Annotated in this window: 14 protein-coding genes and 1 tRNA gene; 9 read left to right on the top strand and 6 right to left on the bottom strand. The window is 70.3% G+C overall.

All coding sequences use genetic code 11. The annotated features are described in order from the left end of the window. Positions 1 to 7 precede the first annotated feature (7 nt). The 3 genes from AB3X08_RS09375 to AB3X08_RS09365 all read right to left on the bottom strand — a co-directional run bounded on the left by AB3X08_RS09375 (position 8) and on the right by AB3X08_RS09365 (position 3,678). Positions 8 to 1,636 (bottom strand): N-acetylmuramoyl-L-alanine amidase, encoded by a 1,629-nt coding sequence (locus AB3X08_RS09375; RefSeq protein WP_369937817.1) that lies wholly within the window; start codon positions 1,634 to 1,636, stop codon positions 8 to 10. Between the two features lie 81 nt (positions 1,637 to 1,717). Beyond that, positions 1,718 to 2,197 carry a tRNA (adenosine(37)-N6)-threonylcarbamoyltransferase complex ATPase subunit type 1 TsaE gene (gene tsaE, locus AB3X08_RS09370; protein WP_369937816.1) on the bottom strand — a complete coding sequence of 160 codons (480 nt, stop codon included), beginning with the start codon at positions 2,195 to 2,197 and terminating at the stop codon, positions 1,718 to 1,720. Then, positions 2,194 to 3,678: an NAD(P)H-hydrate dehydratase gene (locus AB3X08_RS09365; protein ID WP_369937815.1), complete on the bottom strand. Its 1,485-nt coding sequence runs from the start codon at positions 3,676 to 3,678 to the stop codon at positions 2,194 to 2,196. Before AB3X08_RS09365 ends, tsaE begins: the two co-directional genes overlap by 4 nt. Before the next feature lie 23 nt (positions 3,679 to 3,701). Between AB3X08_RS09365 and queG the strand changes: the two genes are divergently transcribed. From queG to AB3X08_RS09350, 3 genes are read left to right on the top strand one after another with little or no spacing between them, the layout of a single operon-like run. After that, positions 3,702 to 4,829 (top strand): tRNA epoxyqueuosine(34) reductase QueG, encoded by a 1,128-nt coding sequence (gene queG / locus AB3X08_RS09360; protein ID WP_369937813.1) that lies wholly within the window; start codon positions 3,702 to 3,704, stop codon positions 4,827 to 4,829. A 26-nt stretch (positions 4,830 to 4,855) separates the two neighbouring features. Beyond that, positions 4,856 to 6,187, top strand: a complete 1,332-nt coding sequence (gene xseA, locus AB3X08_RS09355) for an exodeoxyribonuclease VII large subunit (protein WP_369937812.1) — start codon at positions 4,856 to 4,858, stop codon at positions 6,185 to 6,187. 46 nt (positions 6,188 to 6,233) lie between these two features. Then, positions 6,234 to 6,629 (top strand): hypothetical protein, encoded by a 396-nt coding sequence (locus tag AB3X08_RS09350; protein ID WP_369937811.1) that lies wholly within the window; start codon positions 6,234 to 6,236, stop codon positions 6,627 to 6,629. A gap of 34 nt (positions 6,630 to 6,663) precedes the next feature. Here the strand turns inward: AB3X08_RS09350 and AB3X08_RS09345 are convergent, their stop codons facing one another. The 3 genes from AB3X08_RS09345 to AB3X08_RS09335 all read right to left on the bottom strand — a co-directional run bounded on the left by AB3X08_RS09345 (position 6,664) and on the right by AB3X08_RS09335 (position 8,208). Continuing rightward, on the bottom strand, positions 6,664 to 7,206 hold the full coding sequence (locus tag AB3X08_RS09345; protein WP_369937809.1) for a lipocalin family protein: 543 nt from the start codon (positions 7,204 to 7,206) through the stop codon (positions 6,664 to 6,666). A 296-nt stretch (positions 7,207 to 7,502) separates the two neighbouring features. Further along, a complete protein-coding gene (locus AB3X08_RS09340; RefSeq protein ID WP_369937808.1) occupies positions 7,503 to 7,805 on the bottom strand; it encodes a hypothetical protein in 303 nt (100 codons plus the stop codon). A 327-nt stretch (positions 7,806 to 8,132) separates the two neighbouring features. Then, positions 8,133 to 8,208, bottom strand: a tRNA-Phe gene (locus AB3X08_RS09335). 824 nt (positions 8,209 to 9,032) lie between these two features. Between AB3X08_RS09335 and AB3X08_RS09330 the strand changes: the two genes are divergently transcribed. The 6 genes from AB3X08_RS09330 to AB3X08_RS09305 all read left to right on the top strand — a co-directional run bounded on the left by AB3X08_RS09330 (position 9,033) and on the right by AB3X08_RS09305 (position 15,612). After that, entirely contained in the window at positions 9,033 to 9,509 is a 477-nt protein-coding gene (locus AB3X08_RS09330) for an LEA type 2 family protein (RefSeq protein WP_369937807.1), read from the top strand. A 275-nt stretch (positions 9,510 to 9,784) separates the two neighbouring features. Beyond that, positions 9,785 to 10,282 carry a MarR family winged helix-turn-helix transcriptional regulator gene (locus AB3X08_RS09325; protein ID WP_369937806.1) on the top strand — a complete coding sequence of 166 codons (498 nt, stop codon included), beginning with the start codon at positions 9,785 to 9,787 and terminating at the stop codon, positions 10,280 to 10,282. Then, positions 10,279 to 12,459, top strand: a complete 2,181-nt coding sequence (locus tag AB3X08_RS09320; RefSeq protein ID WP_369937805.1) for an FUSC family protein — start codon at positions 10,279 to 10,281, stop codon at positions 12,457 to 12,459. Before AB3X08_RS09325 ends, AB3X08_RS09320 begins: the two co-directional genes overlap by 4 nt. Further along, complete coding sequence (locus tag AB3X08_RS09315) at positions 12,443 to 12,649, top strand: DUF1656 domain-containing protein (RefSeq protein WP_184410272.1); 207 nt, start codon at positions 12,443 to 12,445, stop codon at positions 12,647 to 12,649. The genes AB3X08_RS09320 and AB3X08_RS09315 overlap by 17 nt, the downstream gene beginning before the upstream one ends. Positions 12,650 to 12,657: 8 nt before the next feature. Beyond that, a complete protein-coding gene (locus tag AB3X08_RS09310) occupies positions 12,658 to 13,653 on the top strand; it encodes a biotin/lipoyl-binding protein (RefSeq protein ID WP_369937803.1) in 996 nt (331 codons plus the stop codon). 174 nt (positions 13,654 to 13,827) lie between these two features. Beyond that, the gene (locus AB3X08_RS09305) at positions 13,828 to 15,612 is read left to right on the top strand and encodes an acyl-CoA dehydrogenase C-terminal domain-containing protein (protein ID WP_369937800.1); all 1,785 of its coding nucleotides are present in this window, start codon (positions 13,828 to 13,830) and stop codon (positions 15,610 to 15,612) included. The last annotated feature ends 51 nt before the right edge of the window (positions 15,613 to 15,663 follow it).

Genomic DNA, 15,663 nt, shown 5'->3' with positions numbered 1-15,663 from the left:
GAGCGCCTCAGCGGCCGCCGCCGGCTACGGTGCTGGCCGCTTCCGCCTCGGCCTGCGCGCGCGCGGCGAACAGCGTGCCCGGCGGCGGCTGGCGGGTGAAGAACGTATTGACCCCGTCCAGCACCGCGCCGGCCAGGCGCCGCTGGTAGCCGGGATCGGTCAGCCGGCGCTCTTCGTCCGGATTGGAGATGAAAGCGGTCTCGACCAGCATCGCCGGCATGTCCGAGGTGCGCAGCACCGCGAAGTTGGCGCGCTCGATCTCCGGCTTGTGGTTGTTGCCGATCCGCTTGAGCCCGCCCAACACGTGGCCGGCCGCGTCCTCGGAGGCCTTCATGTGGCCGCTCTGCGCCAGGTCCAGCAACACGCTGGCCAAGGTGCTGTCGGTCTTCTGCAGGCGCACGCCGCCGACCAGGTCGGCCGCGTTTTCCTTGTCCGCCAGCCAGCGCGCGCGCTGCGAGGACGCGCCCTTGGTCGACAGCACATAGACCGAGGAGCCGGTCGCGCTGCGGTTTTCGGCCGCGTCGGCGTGGATCGAGATGAAGATGTCGGCCTTGGCCGCGCGCGCCTTCTGCGCGCGCATCGGCAGCGGGATGAACACGTCGGTATCGCGGGTCATGTAGGCCTTCATGCCCGGCGTGGCGTTGATCTGCCGCGCCAGCTCACGGCCGATCGCCAGGGTCACGTCCTTCTCGCGCTTGCCGGTCGGCCCCATCGCGCCGGGATCCTGGCCGCCATGGCCGGGATCGATGGCCACGATCAACGGGCGCATGCCCGGCTTCATCGTCACCCGCGACGATGCGCTCGGCATCACCGGGCGCGCCTCGGCAGCGGCGGCGACGGCCACATCGTCGTCGCTGGCCGCGTCGGGCCGCTCGGACGTCGGCGCGGCCGCGACAGCGCCTTGCTGCGCCGGCACGGCAGCGCTAACCGATGCAGAGGCGGATGCGGTCGGCGCCATCGAGGCAACGGCGCTGGCGGGTGCTGCGGCCGGCGCGGGCACGATGCCTGGACGGCCCGTCGCGGTCGTGGTCGCTGTCTGCTGGACCGGAGCCGGTGCCGGCGGCGGCGCTGCGCGTTGCAGCACCGACGAGGTCAGCGCCGCCGTCGCGCGCGCCGCTTCCAGCCGCGGATCGGGTGCCGGCTTGGGTTCGACCGCCACCGCGGCCGGCGCCGCGGAGGGCGTCGGCGTGGGCGACGCCGCACCATTGCCGGCATTGGCCAGCGGTTTGGCCGACGGCGCATCGCCCGGCCACTCGATTACCAGCACCGAACTGCCGGCCACGGTCTGCATCTGCGGCTTGAACGCCACCACCGGGCTGCTCAGGTCGAACACGATGCGCAAGGTACCGGGGACCGGGTGACCGGTGCGCACGGCCGTGACCACACCGTTGCCCGCAGGCAGCTTCAGGCCCTGCGCGGCAGAGGATTCGGGAAGATCGACGACCAATCGGTTGGGGTTGGCCAGGGTCAGCGTGGTGAAGCCGCCGCTGCCCTGCAGCCGGATTTCGGCACGGGTGCCGGTGGCGCCGTTACCGAGCGAAACCGCCTGGACCTGGCCTGCAAACGCCGATTGCGCCGCTAGGCACCAGCCTGCGGCGATGGCGGAACAGGCGAAAAAACGGGTCCCCAGGCGCATGAAGGCGATTCAAGCATCCCGCGCACATAAACACAAGCGGTTTTCCCTTAATAATCCATAACCTGCCTGCACTTCCTAGTGTCAGCCGGCAGAAAAACCCCGCAAGTCGTCCCGGTCGGCCATCCGCGACAACCAGGCCACGCCGACCGCGGTGTTGGCCTGCAGCTGCACGGCGCGTCCCTCGTCGTGCAGCGCCAGGGCCACGACCAAGTCGGCCGGTGGCAGCACGTCGCCGCCGCGTTCCGGCCATTCCACCAGCCACAGGGTCACCGAGGCCTCGTCCAATCCCAGGAAATCCAACTCGCCGGCGGCACCGATGCGATACAGGTCCAGATGCCAGGCCTCGCCTTCGGCCAACGGATAGCGCTCGACCAAGGTATAGGTCGGACTGCGGATCGCGCCCTGCACGCCCAGCGCGCGCAGCAACGCCCGCGCCAGGGTCGACTTGCCGGCGCCGAGATCGCCGCGCAGATGCACCATCGCCTGCGCCGGGCGCGTGGCGGCCAGGACCTGGCCGAGGCGTTCGGTGGCGTCGCTGTCTTGCAGGTGAAGTCGCATCATCGGTTCGCTTCCGGATTGGCCAGGTGGCGCAGCGCCGGCAGCAGGTCGGAGGGCAGCAGGCCGCGCTGGCCGGCGGCGGCGGCACGATCGCCGGCGGCCGCATGCAACAACGCGCCGACGCTGGCCGCTTCGAAGCCGGCCAGGCCTTGCGCACGCAGCGCCGCGATCACGCCGGTCAGCAGATCGCCCATCCCGCCCACCGCCATGCCCGGATTGCCGGCGGCGATGACGCGCGGGATCCGCCCCGGCGCAGCGACGATGCTGCCGGCGCCCTTCAACACCACCACCGCCTGGTAACGCTCGGCCAGCGCCGCGGCGGCGGCGAAGCGGTCGCGCTGCACATCGGCGGTGGCGAGGCCGAGCAGCCGCCCGGCCTCGCCCGGATGCGGCGTCAGCACCGCGTCCGGCAATGCGCGCGGCGCCTGTGCCAGCAGGTTCAACGCATCGGCGTCGATCACCGCCGGCAATTCGGCCGCCAACGCCCGCTGCCACAGCGCCTGCGCCCATGCGTCCTGGCCCAGTCCGGGACCCAGCGCGAGGACGCTCGCCTTGCGCAGCAGCGGCGCCAGCGCGTCGGCATCCTCGACCGCATGCGTCATCGCCTCCGGACAACGCGCCAGCAACGGCGCGACATGCGCATCGCGGGTCGCCACGCTGACCAGGCCGGCGCCGCTGCGCAACGCAGATTCGGCAGCGAGCATGACCGCGCCACCGCTGCCGAGGTTGCCGCCGAGACACAGGACGTGCCCGGAATCGCCCTTGTGGCTGTCGCGCCTGCGCGGCGCCAGGCGTGCGGCTAGGGCAGTGCCCGTCCAGGCCTGCGCCTGCACCGCACAGCCGTCGAATGCGGCGGCCGGCACGTCCAGTGTCGCCAGCGCGGCATCGCCGACATGGTTCAGCGCCGCCCCGGTATGCAATCCGGCATGGGCGACGATGAACTGCACGGTCCGCGTCGCCGACAACACCGCGCCCGGCACGGTGCCGTGCTCGGCATCCACGCCACTGGGCACGTCCAGCGCCAGGACCGGCGCACCGAGTCCGGAAAGCGCGCCGAGCAGCGCGGCCAGTTCGGCGTCGGGCGCGCGATTGAGGCCGATGCCGAGCAACGCGTCGACGACCACGTCGGCCGGGCCCAGCGCCGCATCGAACACCTCGATCCGGCCGCCGACACCGATGTAGTCGGTGCAGGCGCGTTGCGCCAACGCCGATTGCGGGCCGCGCCCAGGCAGATGCAGCACGCGCACGCGGCGTCCGGCGCAATGCGCGAGCCGCGCCAGCACATACCCATCGCCGCCGTTGTTGCCGGTGCCGCACGCCACCAGGATGCGCTGCGCCTGCGGCCAATGCTGCAGCAACGCCTGCCAGGCGGCCTGGCCGGCACGCTGCATCAGCGTGTAGCCGTCGCCGCCGAGCAAGGCCGTGGCCTGCGCATCGATGCGCCGCGCGGCGGCGGTATCGTAGAGATCGAACGAGTCGGACATGCGCGGGATTCTATACTTGCGCCATGTCCAGCAGCGTCGCCCCCGCCGATCCCCCCACCGTTGCCGCGCGCATCCGTACGTTGGCGCGCGAGTTCGGCTTCCAGCGCTGCGGCATCGCCGGGATCGAGCTGCAACAGGACGAAGTGCACCTGCGCGACTGGCTGGCGCAGGGCCTGTACGGCACGATGCAGTGGATGGCGCAGCATGGGGACAAGCGCGCGCGGCCGGCCGAATTGATTCCGGGCACGTTGCGGGTGATCTCGGTCGGCCTGGACTACGGGCGCAACGACGACGATTCGGCCTGGGACACGCTGCACGACGGCGAGCGCGCCTACGTCGCCCGTTACGCGCTGGGCCGCGACTACCACAAGCTGATGCGCAACCGCCTGCAGAAACTGGCCGAGCGCATCCAGGCCGAGATCGGCGCGTTCGGCCATCGCGTCTTCGTCGATTCGGCGCCGGTGCTGGAACGTGCCCTGGCGCGCGACGCTGGCCTGGGCTGGATCGGCAAGCACACCTGCCTGATCGACCGCAACGGCGGCTCCTGGTTCTTTCTCGGCGAAATCTACGTCGACCTGCCGCTACCGATCGATCCGCCGGCCAGCGCGCACTGCGGCACCTGCACGCGCTGCATCGACGTGTGCCCGACCCAGGCCATCGTCGCCCCGTACCGGCTGGATGCGCGCCGCTGCATCGCCTATCTGACCATCGAGCACGACGGCGCGATTCCCGAGGAGCTGCGCCCGGCGATCGGCAACCGCATCTTCGGTTGCGACGATTGCCAGCTTGTGTGCCCCTGGAACAAGTTCGCCAAGCGCAGCGACGAACCCGATTTCCGCGCGCGCAACGATCTGGACCGGGCCACGCTCGCCCAGCTGTTCGCCTGGGACGAAGACGAGTTCCTGCGCCGTACCGAAGGCAGCGCGATCCGCCGCAGCGGCCACGAGCGCTGGCTGCGCAACCTGGCGGTGGCGCTGGGCAACGCGCCGACCACGCCGCAGGTGCTGGCCGCGCTCGGCGCGCGCGAACAGCATGCCTCGCCGCTGGTACGCGACCACGTGCAGTGGGCGCTGGCCCAGCATGCAGTCCGGGCGTCCGCGGACGAGCGCGCAGCGCCGCAACCGGCCGCTCACGGCGACGTGCGAGGATAGGCGCCCAGCCACCACGCAGCACCCGCATGCCCGATCGCGACGACCAGATCCTCAGCCCCAGCCAGCTCAACACGCTGGCGCGCGACCTGCTGGAGAGCGCGTTCCCGCTGGCCTGGGTGGAAGGCGAGCTGGGCAACGTCACCCGGCCTTCGTCCGGCCATCTGTACTTCACCTTGAAGGATGCGCGCGCGCAGGTGCGTTGCGCGATGTTCAAGCCGAAGAGCCAATGGCTGAAGTTCGTTCCGCGCGAAGGGCTGCGCGTGCTCGCGCGCGGCCGACTGACCCTGTACGAGGCGCGCGGCGACTACCAACTGGTATTGGATCACCTGGAGGAAGCCGGCGAAGGCGCACTGCGCCGCGCGTTCGAGGAACTCAAGGCCAGGCTCGCCGCCGAGGGCCTGTTCGCCAGCGAGCGCAAGCGCGCCCTGCCCGCCTTCGTGCGCCGCCTGGCGGTGATCACCTCGCCCAGCGGCGCGGCGGTGCGCGACGTGCTGAGCGTGCTCGGCCGGCGCCTGCCGCTGCTGCAGGTGGACATCCTGCCGAGCCTGGTACAGGGCGACAGCGCCGCCGCGCAACTGACCTCGCTGCTGCAGCGCGCCGATGCCAGCGGCCGCTACGACGCGATCCTGCTGACCCGCGGAGGCGGCTCGCTGGAAGACCTGTGGGCGTTCAACGACGAACGCCTGGCGCGGGCGATCGCCGCCGCGGCCACGCCGGTGGTGTCGGCGGTCGGCCACGAGACCGACGTGACCCTGGCCGACTTCGCCGCCGACCTGCGCGCGCCGACGCCGTCGGTCGCCGCGGAACTGCTCGCCCCCGACCAGCGCGACCTCGCCGCACGCCTGCGCGGTCAGCATGCGCGGCTGCTGCAGTGGCAGCAGCACCGCCTGCGCCAGGCGATGCAGCGCGCCGATCGCGCCTTGCTGCGGCTGCAGGCGCAAAGTCCGCAGGCGCAGCTGCAACTGTTGAAGCGCCGCCAGCAGGATGTCGCGCGCCGCCTGCTGGCGCTGTGGCGGCAGCAGCAAGAGCGCCGCGGCGCGCGCCTGCGCCACGCCGCCGCGGTCTTGCGCGCGTCCCAGCCGCAACGGCGCCTGGCCGCCCTGCGCGAGCGCCTGCTCGCGCTCGGCCGGCGCCCGCAGGCGGCGATGGCGCGGCAGCTGCAGGCGGACGCGCAACGCCTGCGCGCACTCGCCCGCGCGCTGGAGACGGTCAGCCCATTGGCCACGGTGACGCGCGGTTACGCGATCCTGACCCGGGTCGACGACGGCACACTGGTGCGTTCGGCCGCGCAGATCGCGCCGGGCGACCGCCTGCGCGCGCGGCTTGCCGACGGCGAAGTGACGCTGCGTACAGAATGACTGCGGTACACCTGGTGGCGACCGCTACTCATCGTCAGTGCATTTCATGTCGCAGCCAGCCTCAAACGAACAACGCATCAAGGCGGTACTGCAAGGCATGCGTCGCGCCGAAAGCGACAAGGCCAGCCGGCTATCGCGCTCGGCCGACACGCTCTCCCTGATCGACGGCGCCAGCTACGGCTCCGCAGAGGACGCGCAACGCGTGCTCGACTGGCTGGCGCGCGATGCGGCCATCTTGGCGACGTTACGCAACGAGCACCTGCTCGATGTCGGCGAGACGATCTGCATCGCCTACAACGGCTGCGGTGGCGACCGCGCCGCGCTGACGCAGTGGCTCAACGGCAGCCATGCACAGCTCGGTGGACGCACGCCCCTGCAGGTGCTGCGGGACGGCGACAGCGCGCGGCTGCTGGATGCGGCCCGCGCCTGCTTCGCCGGCTAGCGGCGCCGCTCTTGCGCGCCGACCGGCAGGCCGCTCAATCCAGCGGCGCGACGACCAACAACGGATCCAGGTCGTAGCCCATCGCCACTGCCTTGGCCTTGATCTGCTCGAACAGCGCGCGCGGCATCTGCGGCGAACGCGACAGCACCCACAGATACTTGCGATCCGGCTCGCCGATCAGCACCCACTGATAGTCCGGATCCAGCGCGATCACCCAATAGTCGGCCCAGACCAGCGGCACCCAGGCCAGCCAATCCGGCGCGAACCGGACCTGCAGCCGTCCGGGATGGCCCGGCACCCGCCGCGCCACGCCCTCGGCGGCCAGCACGTCGCCCTTGCCGGTACGGCAGGCGTTGCGCACGCCAATCAGCCCATCGTCGCGCAATACGTAGGCGGCCGTGATGTCGGCGACGCATTTCTTCTGGAACGACACCGGCAGGTGCGCGATTTCGTGCCACTGCCCGGCATAGCGGCCGAGATCGAACTCGGCGACCGACGTCACCGGTCGCGCGGCCCATGTCGGCGACGCCAGGCACAGCAGGCATGCGAACAGCATCGCGATCGACGGAAGACGCATGCAAGCCGCCCTGCAAAAAAAGAGAGAAGACCAGCCTTATGCAGGAGCGGTGCGGCGATGTAAAGCGCAGCGTTCGCGCAGGCCTGTGCCGAACCGCCATTGCGGCGGGATCACGGCCACACCACCGCCAATGGCCCGCGTCGCGGCGAAAGCCAGCGTTTGGGCAAGGCCCGATAATTCACCAATGACGCGGGCCGCGCGAAGCGCGCGCAGCGTTCAACACGGCGCCCCCGGTGCGCTGCACCTGGCGAAACAGGCAGCAACCGATGCAAGGACACTGCCTGGAAGGCAAGCCTCTAGCGCACCGTGCCGACGCGCTGAGGCGAAAGGTCGGCCACGGCGAGGTCCTGGCCCTGATCGCCACCGCTGCACTCCACCGGCTCGCGCAAGACGACTTGCTGGGCGACACCGTCGCGCTGCTCGAGGTACACGTTGACCATCACGCACTCGGAGCCGACCTGCTCGATGTACGGCGCACCTGGACCGTGGCCGCGCTGATAGGAGGCATCCAGCTTGTCGGATGCCGGCGCGGCGCCGGCGCTGCCGGCCACCGCCAGCGCCAAGGCCAGCACACAACGCCGTGTCAATCCCTTGTGCATTGGCCCGCTCCCAGATCAACCATGTGCCAATGATTACGACATCGGTCCCGCATAGTTGAGCGCCACATCACGGCAAACCTGAGAATTACCGCTCTTGTCTACGTGGGTAAACGTACTCCGCCGTACTGGCGATAGCATGAATACGCCAGCTTAAATGCGGAAGTCGGCACACACTGCGCGCGCTTGCCCGGACTGCGGCGGGCGCCTGGTAGCGCGTAAATGAGGGCTACCGTTAGGCGCGACCTCCCCGACGGTACGCACGTCATCGCGCCATGGAAATGGCGACGCAAAGAAAAAGGCCTGCATTTCTGCAGGCCTTTCATGGAATGGTGGCCGAGGACGGAATCGAACCGCCGACACGGGGATTTTCAATCCCCTGCTCTACCAACTGAGCTACTCGGCCACTGCGCAACGCGGCAGGACCGGTGCGGGGACGCGCATCATAGCGATGCGTTCGGGATTGGGCAAGTGTGGCAGTTCGGAATTTTCCTACCGGCTAGCGCGGCCCGCGCCGACTGCGCCGAATTCTGCAGCCGCGCATGCTGATGGCGTCCTCGGCACCTGGCGTATGCGCGAGCTCGGATGCCGCTGGTGATGGTCATAGGCCAGGCGCCGAGGACACCGCCACACAATGTCCGGTCCGGCGTGCTCGTCAGTGGTCCATGCCACTGTCGCAGGGCTCCGGTTTCAGGTGACTGGCCACGCGCCTCGCTGCAAGGCTGGCCGCGAGCGCTCTCGACCGGAAGCCGGCTGGGCCGCCGCTCTGTGGTCCTGGCTCGGCGGAGCAATGCGTGACATGCCGCGGCCGTACTGCAGCGCCGCCTTACCCGGGGCGTGTCGATGCGCTGGAGTGTGCCGAGCGCTGGCAGCGAAGCAGCCGGGCAACCAGCGCGACCGCCACAACGCTGGCAGGAGGACGGCGTGAACTCCTGGAGGCCACGCTGACAGGCACCCGCGGCTGGCTGCTGGCTGCTAGCTGCTAGCTGTGGCTGTGGCTGTGGCTGCTGGCTGTGGCTGCTGGCAGCTGGCAGCGGGCGGCTATTGGTTCGTGGTTCGTGGTTCGCGACTGGCGCTGGGGACTGGGGACTGAGGACTGCCGGTTTACGATTCGTGATTTCCCGGCGCGGCGGCTGGCTGCTGGCGCGCGGCCGCGGCCCAGCGCTCGCCACACCTGGTCCCTGAGCGCCGTAGTATTCTTCGCCGGTCTTCACATCCTGGAATCCGGTCATGCGTCAGCGGCTTCGCTTCGGCTTGCTCGTGTTGTGCACTGCCCTGCTGGCCGCCTGCGGCGATGGCATGGTGCGGCGCGTGTCCGACCCCGCGGCCAGCCTGCAGCAGCTCACCGTCAACATGGACGGCAGCTGGAAGGTGGAGTTGCGCCTGCAGAACTACAGCAGCATCCCGATGCGTTACGACCGCGTCCGCCTGGACCTGGGCGTGGGCGGCGAAGCCGCCGGGACCCTGCAGCTCGCGCCGGCAATCTCGATCGGACCGGAAACCGCGGACGTGGTCAGCGTCGCGCTGCGCCCGAGTTCGGCCGCGCGCATCGCCGTCGCCGACGCCCTGGCCGGCCGCCGCAGCCTCGACTACACCCTCAAGGGCAGCATCGACGCCACCCCGGAAGAGAAGAAGCAGCGCACGTTCGAGATCGATACGCGCAACATGCTCACGCCCGCCCCCGGGCTGGACGGCGTCCTGCGCTAGCCGCATCCGACCGCGCCGACGCGGCGCGGCCCCTCCCCCTCGGTCGCGCACCCGCGGTGACCTCGGGTAGCGGTGCCGCGCCCGTCGCTCGACGTTGCACCTGCCAAATCCCCTGTCTTACGGCTTCCATTGCCGGGCGCCGCTCGGTGACCACCGTGTAACCGCACATCCCCGACGCGAGAGCGCTGCTTCGCCGAGCACGCATTCAGCTGCCATTACCGCGCATTTAATACAGAAATGTAATATATACATATGTACGAAATGCCCTGCCAGTCATGAGCCGCTTCGCCGCCACCGAGCAGCGCCTGGACGTCACCGCCCAGAAGCATCCGGGGTTTCCCCGTGACGCGGCCTTGGTGGTGCGCCTGATAAAGCTGTTGCACAAGCTGATCCTGGATCAGGGCAACGACATGCTGCGCGCATACGGCCTGAACTACTCCGAGTACAACGTGCTGATGATGATCGACGCCAGCCCGGACGGGACCTTGAACCCGTCGCAGCTGAGCGACGCGGCCAGCGAGAAGTCGGCCAACGTCACCCGCCTGACCAGCCATCTGGTCGACAAGGGCCTGATCCAGCGCACCCCCAGCGCCGAAGACCGGCGCATGTTGCTGCTGCGCCTGACCGCCGAGGGCGAACGCCTGATCGCCGCGTTCATGCCCGACGTGTTCGCGCAACTTCGCGGTTACACGCAGCATCTGCAAAGCGCCGAGCTGGCGCAGCTGGAAGCCTTGCTGAAGCAACTGCTGCGCAGCGTGGAAGGCGACGCGTGAGCGCGCCCGGCACCGATGTCGCAGCCACCGCGCCCGCCGCAGTAACCGCGCCGCGGTTGCGCGCGGTGCTGGCCGATGCCCTGCGCGGCGAAGGCGAGGCGTGGCTATTCGTGCTGCGCACGCTGCTGTCGATCTACCTGGCCGGCTGGATCGCGCTGCGCCTGGACCTGGCTTCGCCGATGACCGCAATGATCACCGTGGTGGTGGTGATGCACCGGCAGACCGGCATGGTGTTCGCCAAGGGCTTCTACCGTGTGCTCGGCACGCTGATCGGCAGCGTCGCCGCGCTGGCGATGGTGGCGCTGTTCCCGCAGGAACCGGTGTTGTTCGTGCTGGTGCTGGCGATCTGGATCGGCCTGTGCACCGGCGGCGCGCTGCTGTACCGCAACTTCAAGGCGTACGCGTTCGTGCTGTCCGGCTATACGGTGGCGCTGATCGCGCTGCCGGCGGTGAACCAGCCGCAGAACGTGTTCGCCCTAGTCACCGCGCGGGTCACCGAGGTGTTGCTCGGCCTGCTGGTGACCGGCGTGGTCAGCGACGTGGTGTTTCCCAGCCGCCTGCGCCAGACCTTGCGCGATACCGTGCGCCGCGCCTACGACGGTTTCCTGGACTTCGTCCGCGATGCCACGGGCGGCCAGTTGTCGCGCGCGTCGATGGAACAGGCGCACCTGCGCTTCGTCCGCGACGCGGTGCAGATCGAGGACCTGCGCAGTTCGGTGGTGTTCGAGGATCCGGAGGCGCGCGTGCGCAGCGGCCGCCTGCGCCTGCTCAACCAGCGCTTCATGGCGGTGTCCACCAGCTTCCAGTCGCTGCACCACTACATCAACCGCCTGCTGCGCCAAGCCGAAGGCGATGTCGCCGAGGCGCTGATCGGCCTTTACCGGCCGCTGAAGGCGGCGCTCAGCGAACGCGGCGGCCGCGAGCGCACCGCCGAGACCGCGGACCGGTTGGCCGCATGCCGCGACGCGCTGGCGACGCGCGCTGCCGCGGTGCGCGAGACCTTGCCGAACGCGCGCCACGAGGATTTCGACGTCGGCGTATCGCTGCTGCAGCGCTTCTTCGGCGAGTTGCACGACTATGTCGCCGCCGAGGCCGCGCTGGTCGCCCCGCAGCAATGGCGCACGCCGCAGGCCGGCGGCGATACCGCCGTGTTCCTGCGCGGCAACGATTACGCGGCCGCCGCGCTGACCGCGCTGCGCAGCGCGTTGCTGGTGGCGGCGATGTGCTGGCTGTGGATCCAGGCCGGCTGGATCAGCGGCGCCACCGCGGTGTTCCAGGCGGTGGCGTTGAGCGCGATCCTGTCCTCCAGCGCCAACGCGCCGGCGGCGGCGCGCTCGCTGTTCAAGGGCTTCGTGTTCGGCGCCGCGCTGGGCGCGGTCTGCCAGTTGCTGGTGCTGCCGCAGATGGACGGCTACATCCTGTTCATCGCCGGCACCTTGCCGTTCCTGCTGCTGACCCTGTACCTGGCCTCCAGGCCGGCGTTGTTCGGCTTCGCCACCGGCACCAATCTGGCCTTCATCTCGATCCTGGCGGTGCAGCCGACGCCGAACTTCAATGCGGTCACCACGTTCAACAGCGTGGTGCCGCTGCTGCTGGGGACGCTGGCGGTGAGCGTGGCGTTCGTGTTCGTGCCGCCGGTGATCGGCACGCGCTGGCATCGCCAGCGCCTGCTGGAGCAGTTGCGCCGGCAGACCACGCTGGCCGCGCGCGCGCCGCTGCCCGGTCTGCACCTGCGCCTGGAGAGCGTCAACCGCGATCTGTTCCAGCAGATCGTCGCGCATACTCCGCCGGGCAGCGACGAGTTGCGCGAACTGCTGGGCTGGGCGCTGTCGGTCCACGAGACCGGGCGTACCCTGGTCGAGTTGCGCGGCGATGCCGCCGATGGCGAGTTGCCCGCCGCGCTGGCCAGCGAGGTGGACGCCGCGGTGCAGGCGCTGGCCGGGCTGTACCTGGCGCCGTCGCCCGAACGCCATCGGCTGGCCCTGCAGCGCATCGATGCGGCGCTGACGGCGAGCCGTCGCGACGACGCGGTACCGCTGCGCTGGAAGCGCACCCGCGAACATCTGCATGTACTGCGTGGCGCGCTGCTCGATGCCGATTCGGTGCTCGCCGCCCTCGCCGCCGGGCCTGCGCCCGCCCCGACCTCGCCAGGAGCCGCCGATGACGCTGCCCGCTGAAATCTCGATCGCCGGCGTCTACGTGCCCGGCCTGCTGGTGCTGGCGGTGGCGCTGCTGTTCGCCGCCTGGGCGGTGGATGCGCTCGCCGGCCGCGCCGGGCTGTACCGCTACGCCTGGCATCCGCCGCTGTTCCGTCTGGCCCTGTACGTCGGCGTGTTCGCCGCGCTCGGCCTGCTCCTCCTGCCGTGAGTCCCGCCATGAAGACACCCGCCCTGATCCGTTTCGCCCTGACCGCCGCGATCGTGCTGATCGCCGCCCTGCTCGCGCACGCGCTGTGGCGGCATTACATGCTGTCGCCGTGGACCCGCGACGGCCGCGTGCGTGCCGAGGTGGTGCGCATCGCCCCGGACGTGTCCGGCCTGGTCGATGCGGTCGCGGTGGCCGACAACCAGCACGTCAAGCGCGGCGAGGTGCTGTTCAGCGTCGATCGCCGGCGTTTCGAGCTGGCCCTGGCGCAGGCGCGCGCCGACCTGGCCGCGGCGCAGGCACAGGCGCGCTCGGCCGGCGCCAGCATCTCCGCCGCGGCCGCCAGCCAGGCGGCCAGCGAGGCCGAATTCCAGATGCGCCGCGCGCAGGCCGAACGCCGCGCGCGCGCCGCGTCGGTGATCTCGGCCGAAGCCCGTTCCGATGCCGAGGCCACCGCGCGCTCGGCGCAGGCCGACGTGCACCGCACCGCCGCCGTGCGCGGCCAGGCCAGCGCCGCCCAGGCGCAGGCGCTGGCGGCGGTGGCGCAGGCGCAGGCCGCGGTCGACCTGGCCGAACTGGATCTGCAACGCACCCAGGTGCGCGCCACCGCCGACGGCTACATCACCAACCTGGACGTGCGCGTCGGCGACTACGCCCAGGCCGGCAGCGCGCGGTTGGCGCTGGTGCGCGACGACGCGATGTGGGTCTACGGCTATTTCGAGGAAACCAAGCTGCCGCGCGTGCACGTCGGCGATCGCGCCGATATCCGCCTGATGAGCGGCGGGGTGATGCTGCGCGGCAAGGTCGAAGGCATCGCCCGCGGCATCGCCGACAGCGACAACCCGACCAGCACGTCGCTGCTGGCCGACGTCAGCCCCACCTTCAACTGGATCCGCCTGGCGCAGCGGGTGCCGGTGCGGGTGCGCATCGATCCGGCCAGCGTGCCGCGCGGCACCATCCTGGCCGCCGGCATGACCGCCACGGTCACGGTGCATGGGGAGCCGTGATTCGGGATTCGGGATTGGGGATTCGTAAAAGCTAAGCACGGGCCCCGATCCATCCAGACCGCGCGACAGCCGTTACGAATCCCGAATCCCCAATCCCGAATCCCCGCCCCACATCCATACGCCGTAGTATCCTGCGCACCTCGGCCGCGCCGCGGCCTCTGTTCGAGCGACCGCATGAGCACCTACCAAGCCCCGCTGACCGACCTGCGCTTCGCGTTGCACGACGTGCTGCAGGTGGAGGCGCTGTTCGCCCGCCTCGGCTACGCCGAGGCCACCACCGACGTGGTCGACGCCGTACTGGAAGAAGCCGCGCGCTTCACCGGCAGCGTGCTGGCGCCGCTGAACCGGGTCGGCGACGAGCACGGCTGCACGCTGGACGCGGCCACCGGCGCGGTCACCACCGCGCCCGGTTTCCGCGAGGCCTACCGGCAGTTCGCCGACGGCGGCTGGACCGGCCTGACCGCGGCCACCGAGTTCGGCGGCCAGGGCCTGCCGCACACGCTGGGCGTGCCGCTCAACGAAATGGTCAACGCCGCCAACCTGGCCTGGGGCAACTTCCCGCTGCTGTCGCACGGCGCGGTCGAGGCGCTCAAGCAGCACGGCGAAGCCTGGCAGCAGGAGGTGTTCCTGAAGCCGCTGGTGGATGGGCGCTGGACCGGCACCATGTGTCTGACCGAGCCGCACTGCGGCACCGACCTGGGCCTGCTCAAGACCCGCGCCGAACCCAATGCCGACGGCAGCTGGTCGGTCAGCGGCACCAAGATCTTCATCACCGCCGGCGAGCACGACTTCACCGACAACATCGTGCACCTGGTGCTGGCGCGGCTGCCGGATGCGCCGGCCGGGGCCAAGGGCATTTCGCTGCTGGTGGTGCCCAAGTTCAAGGTCGCCCGCGACGGCAGCGTCGGCGCGCGCAACGCGGTGCGCTGCGGCTCGCTGGAGCACAAGATGGGCATCCACGGCTCGGCGACCTGCGTGATGAACTTCGACGGCGCCGAAGGCTACTTGGTCGGCCAGCCGCACAAGGGCCTGCAGGCCATGTTTACGATGATGAACACGGCGCGGCTGGGCGTTGGCCTGCAAGGCATCGGCCTGTCCGAGCGTGCTTATCAGAATGCCTTGCGCTATGCGCGCGAGCGCCTGCAGTCGCGTTCGCTGACCGGCGCCAAGCTGCCGGACAAGCCGGCCGACCCGATCCTGGTGCACCCCGACGTGCGCCGCATGCTGCTGACGGTGAAGGCACTGACCGAAGGCAGCCGCCTGCTGGCGCTGCATGCCGCGACCCTGATCGATGTCGCCCACCATGCGCAGGACCCGGCCGAGCGCGAGCAGGCCGACGTGCTGGTCAGTTTCCTGACCCCGATCTCCAAGGCCTGCCAGACCGAATGGGGGGTGGAGAACACCTATCACGCGCTGCAGTGCTTCGGCGGCCACGGCTACATCCACGAACACGGCATGGAGCAACTGGCCCGCGACGCACGCATCACCACCCTGTACGAAGGCACCACCGGCATCCAGGCGCTGGACCTGATCGGGCGCAAGACCGCGTCCAGCCAGGGCGCGGGGCTGAAGCTGTTCCTGGCGCAGATCGAGGCCTTCCTCGCCGAGCACGCCGACAATCCGGCCGTGGCCGAGTTCGTCGGCCCGCTGCGCGAGAAGGCCGGCGAATGGGCGGCGCTGACCAAGCGCATCCTGCAGCGCGCCGCCGGCAACGCCGACGAACTGGGCGCGGCCAGCTACGACTACGTGTTCTATTCCGGCTACGTGGTGCTGGCCTACTGGTGGGCGCGCAGCGTCGCCGCCGCGGACGCATCGGCGCAGAGCGACGCGCTCAAGCAGTCCAAGCGCGAGACCGCACGCTTCTACTACGCCAAGCTGCTGCCGCGCACGCTGACCCACGCCGCGGTGATCGAGGCCGGTGCCGAACCGCTGATGGCGATGGCCGACGCGCACTTCTGAGCGGCGCGCACTGCGCGACCGGCGGCGCAATGCGCCGGTCGCGCAGATCAG

It is taken from the genome of Xanthomonas sp. DAR 34887 (assembly GCF_041245805.1).
Classification (GTDB): Bacteria; Pseudomonadota; Gammaproteobacteria; order Xanthomonadales; family Xanthomonadaceae; genus Xanthomonas_A; species Xanthomonas_A tesorieronis.
This window is presented reverse-complemented; position numbering and strand designations above follow the sequence as displayed.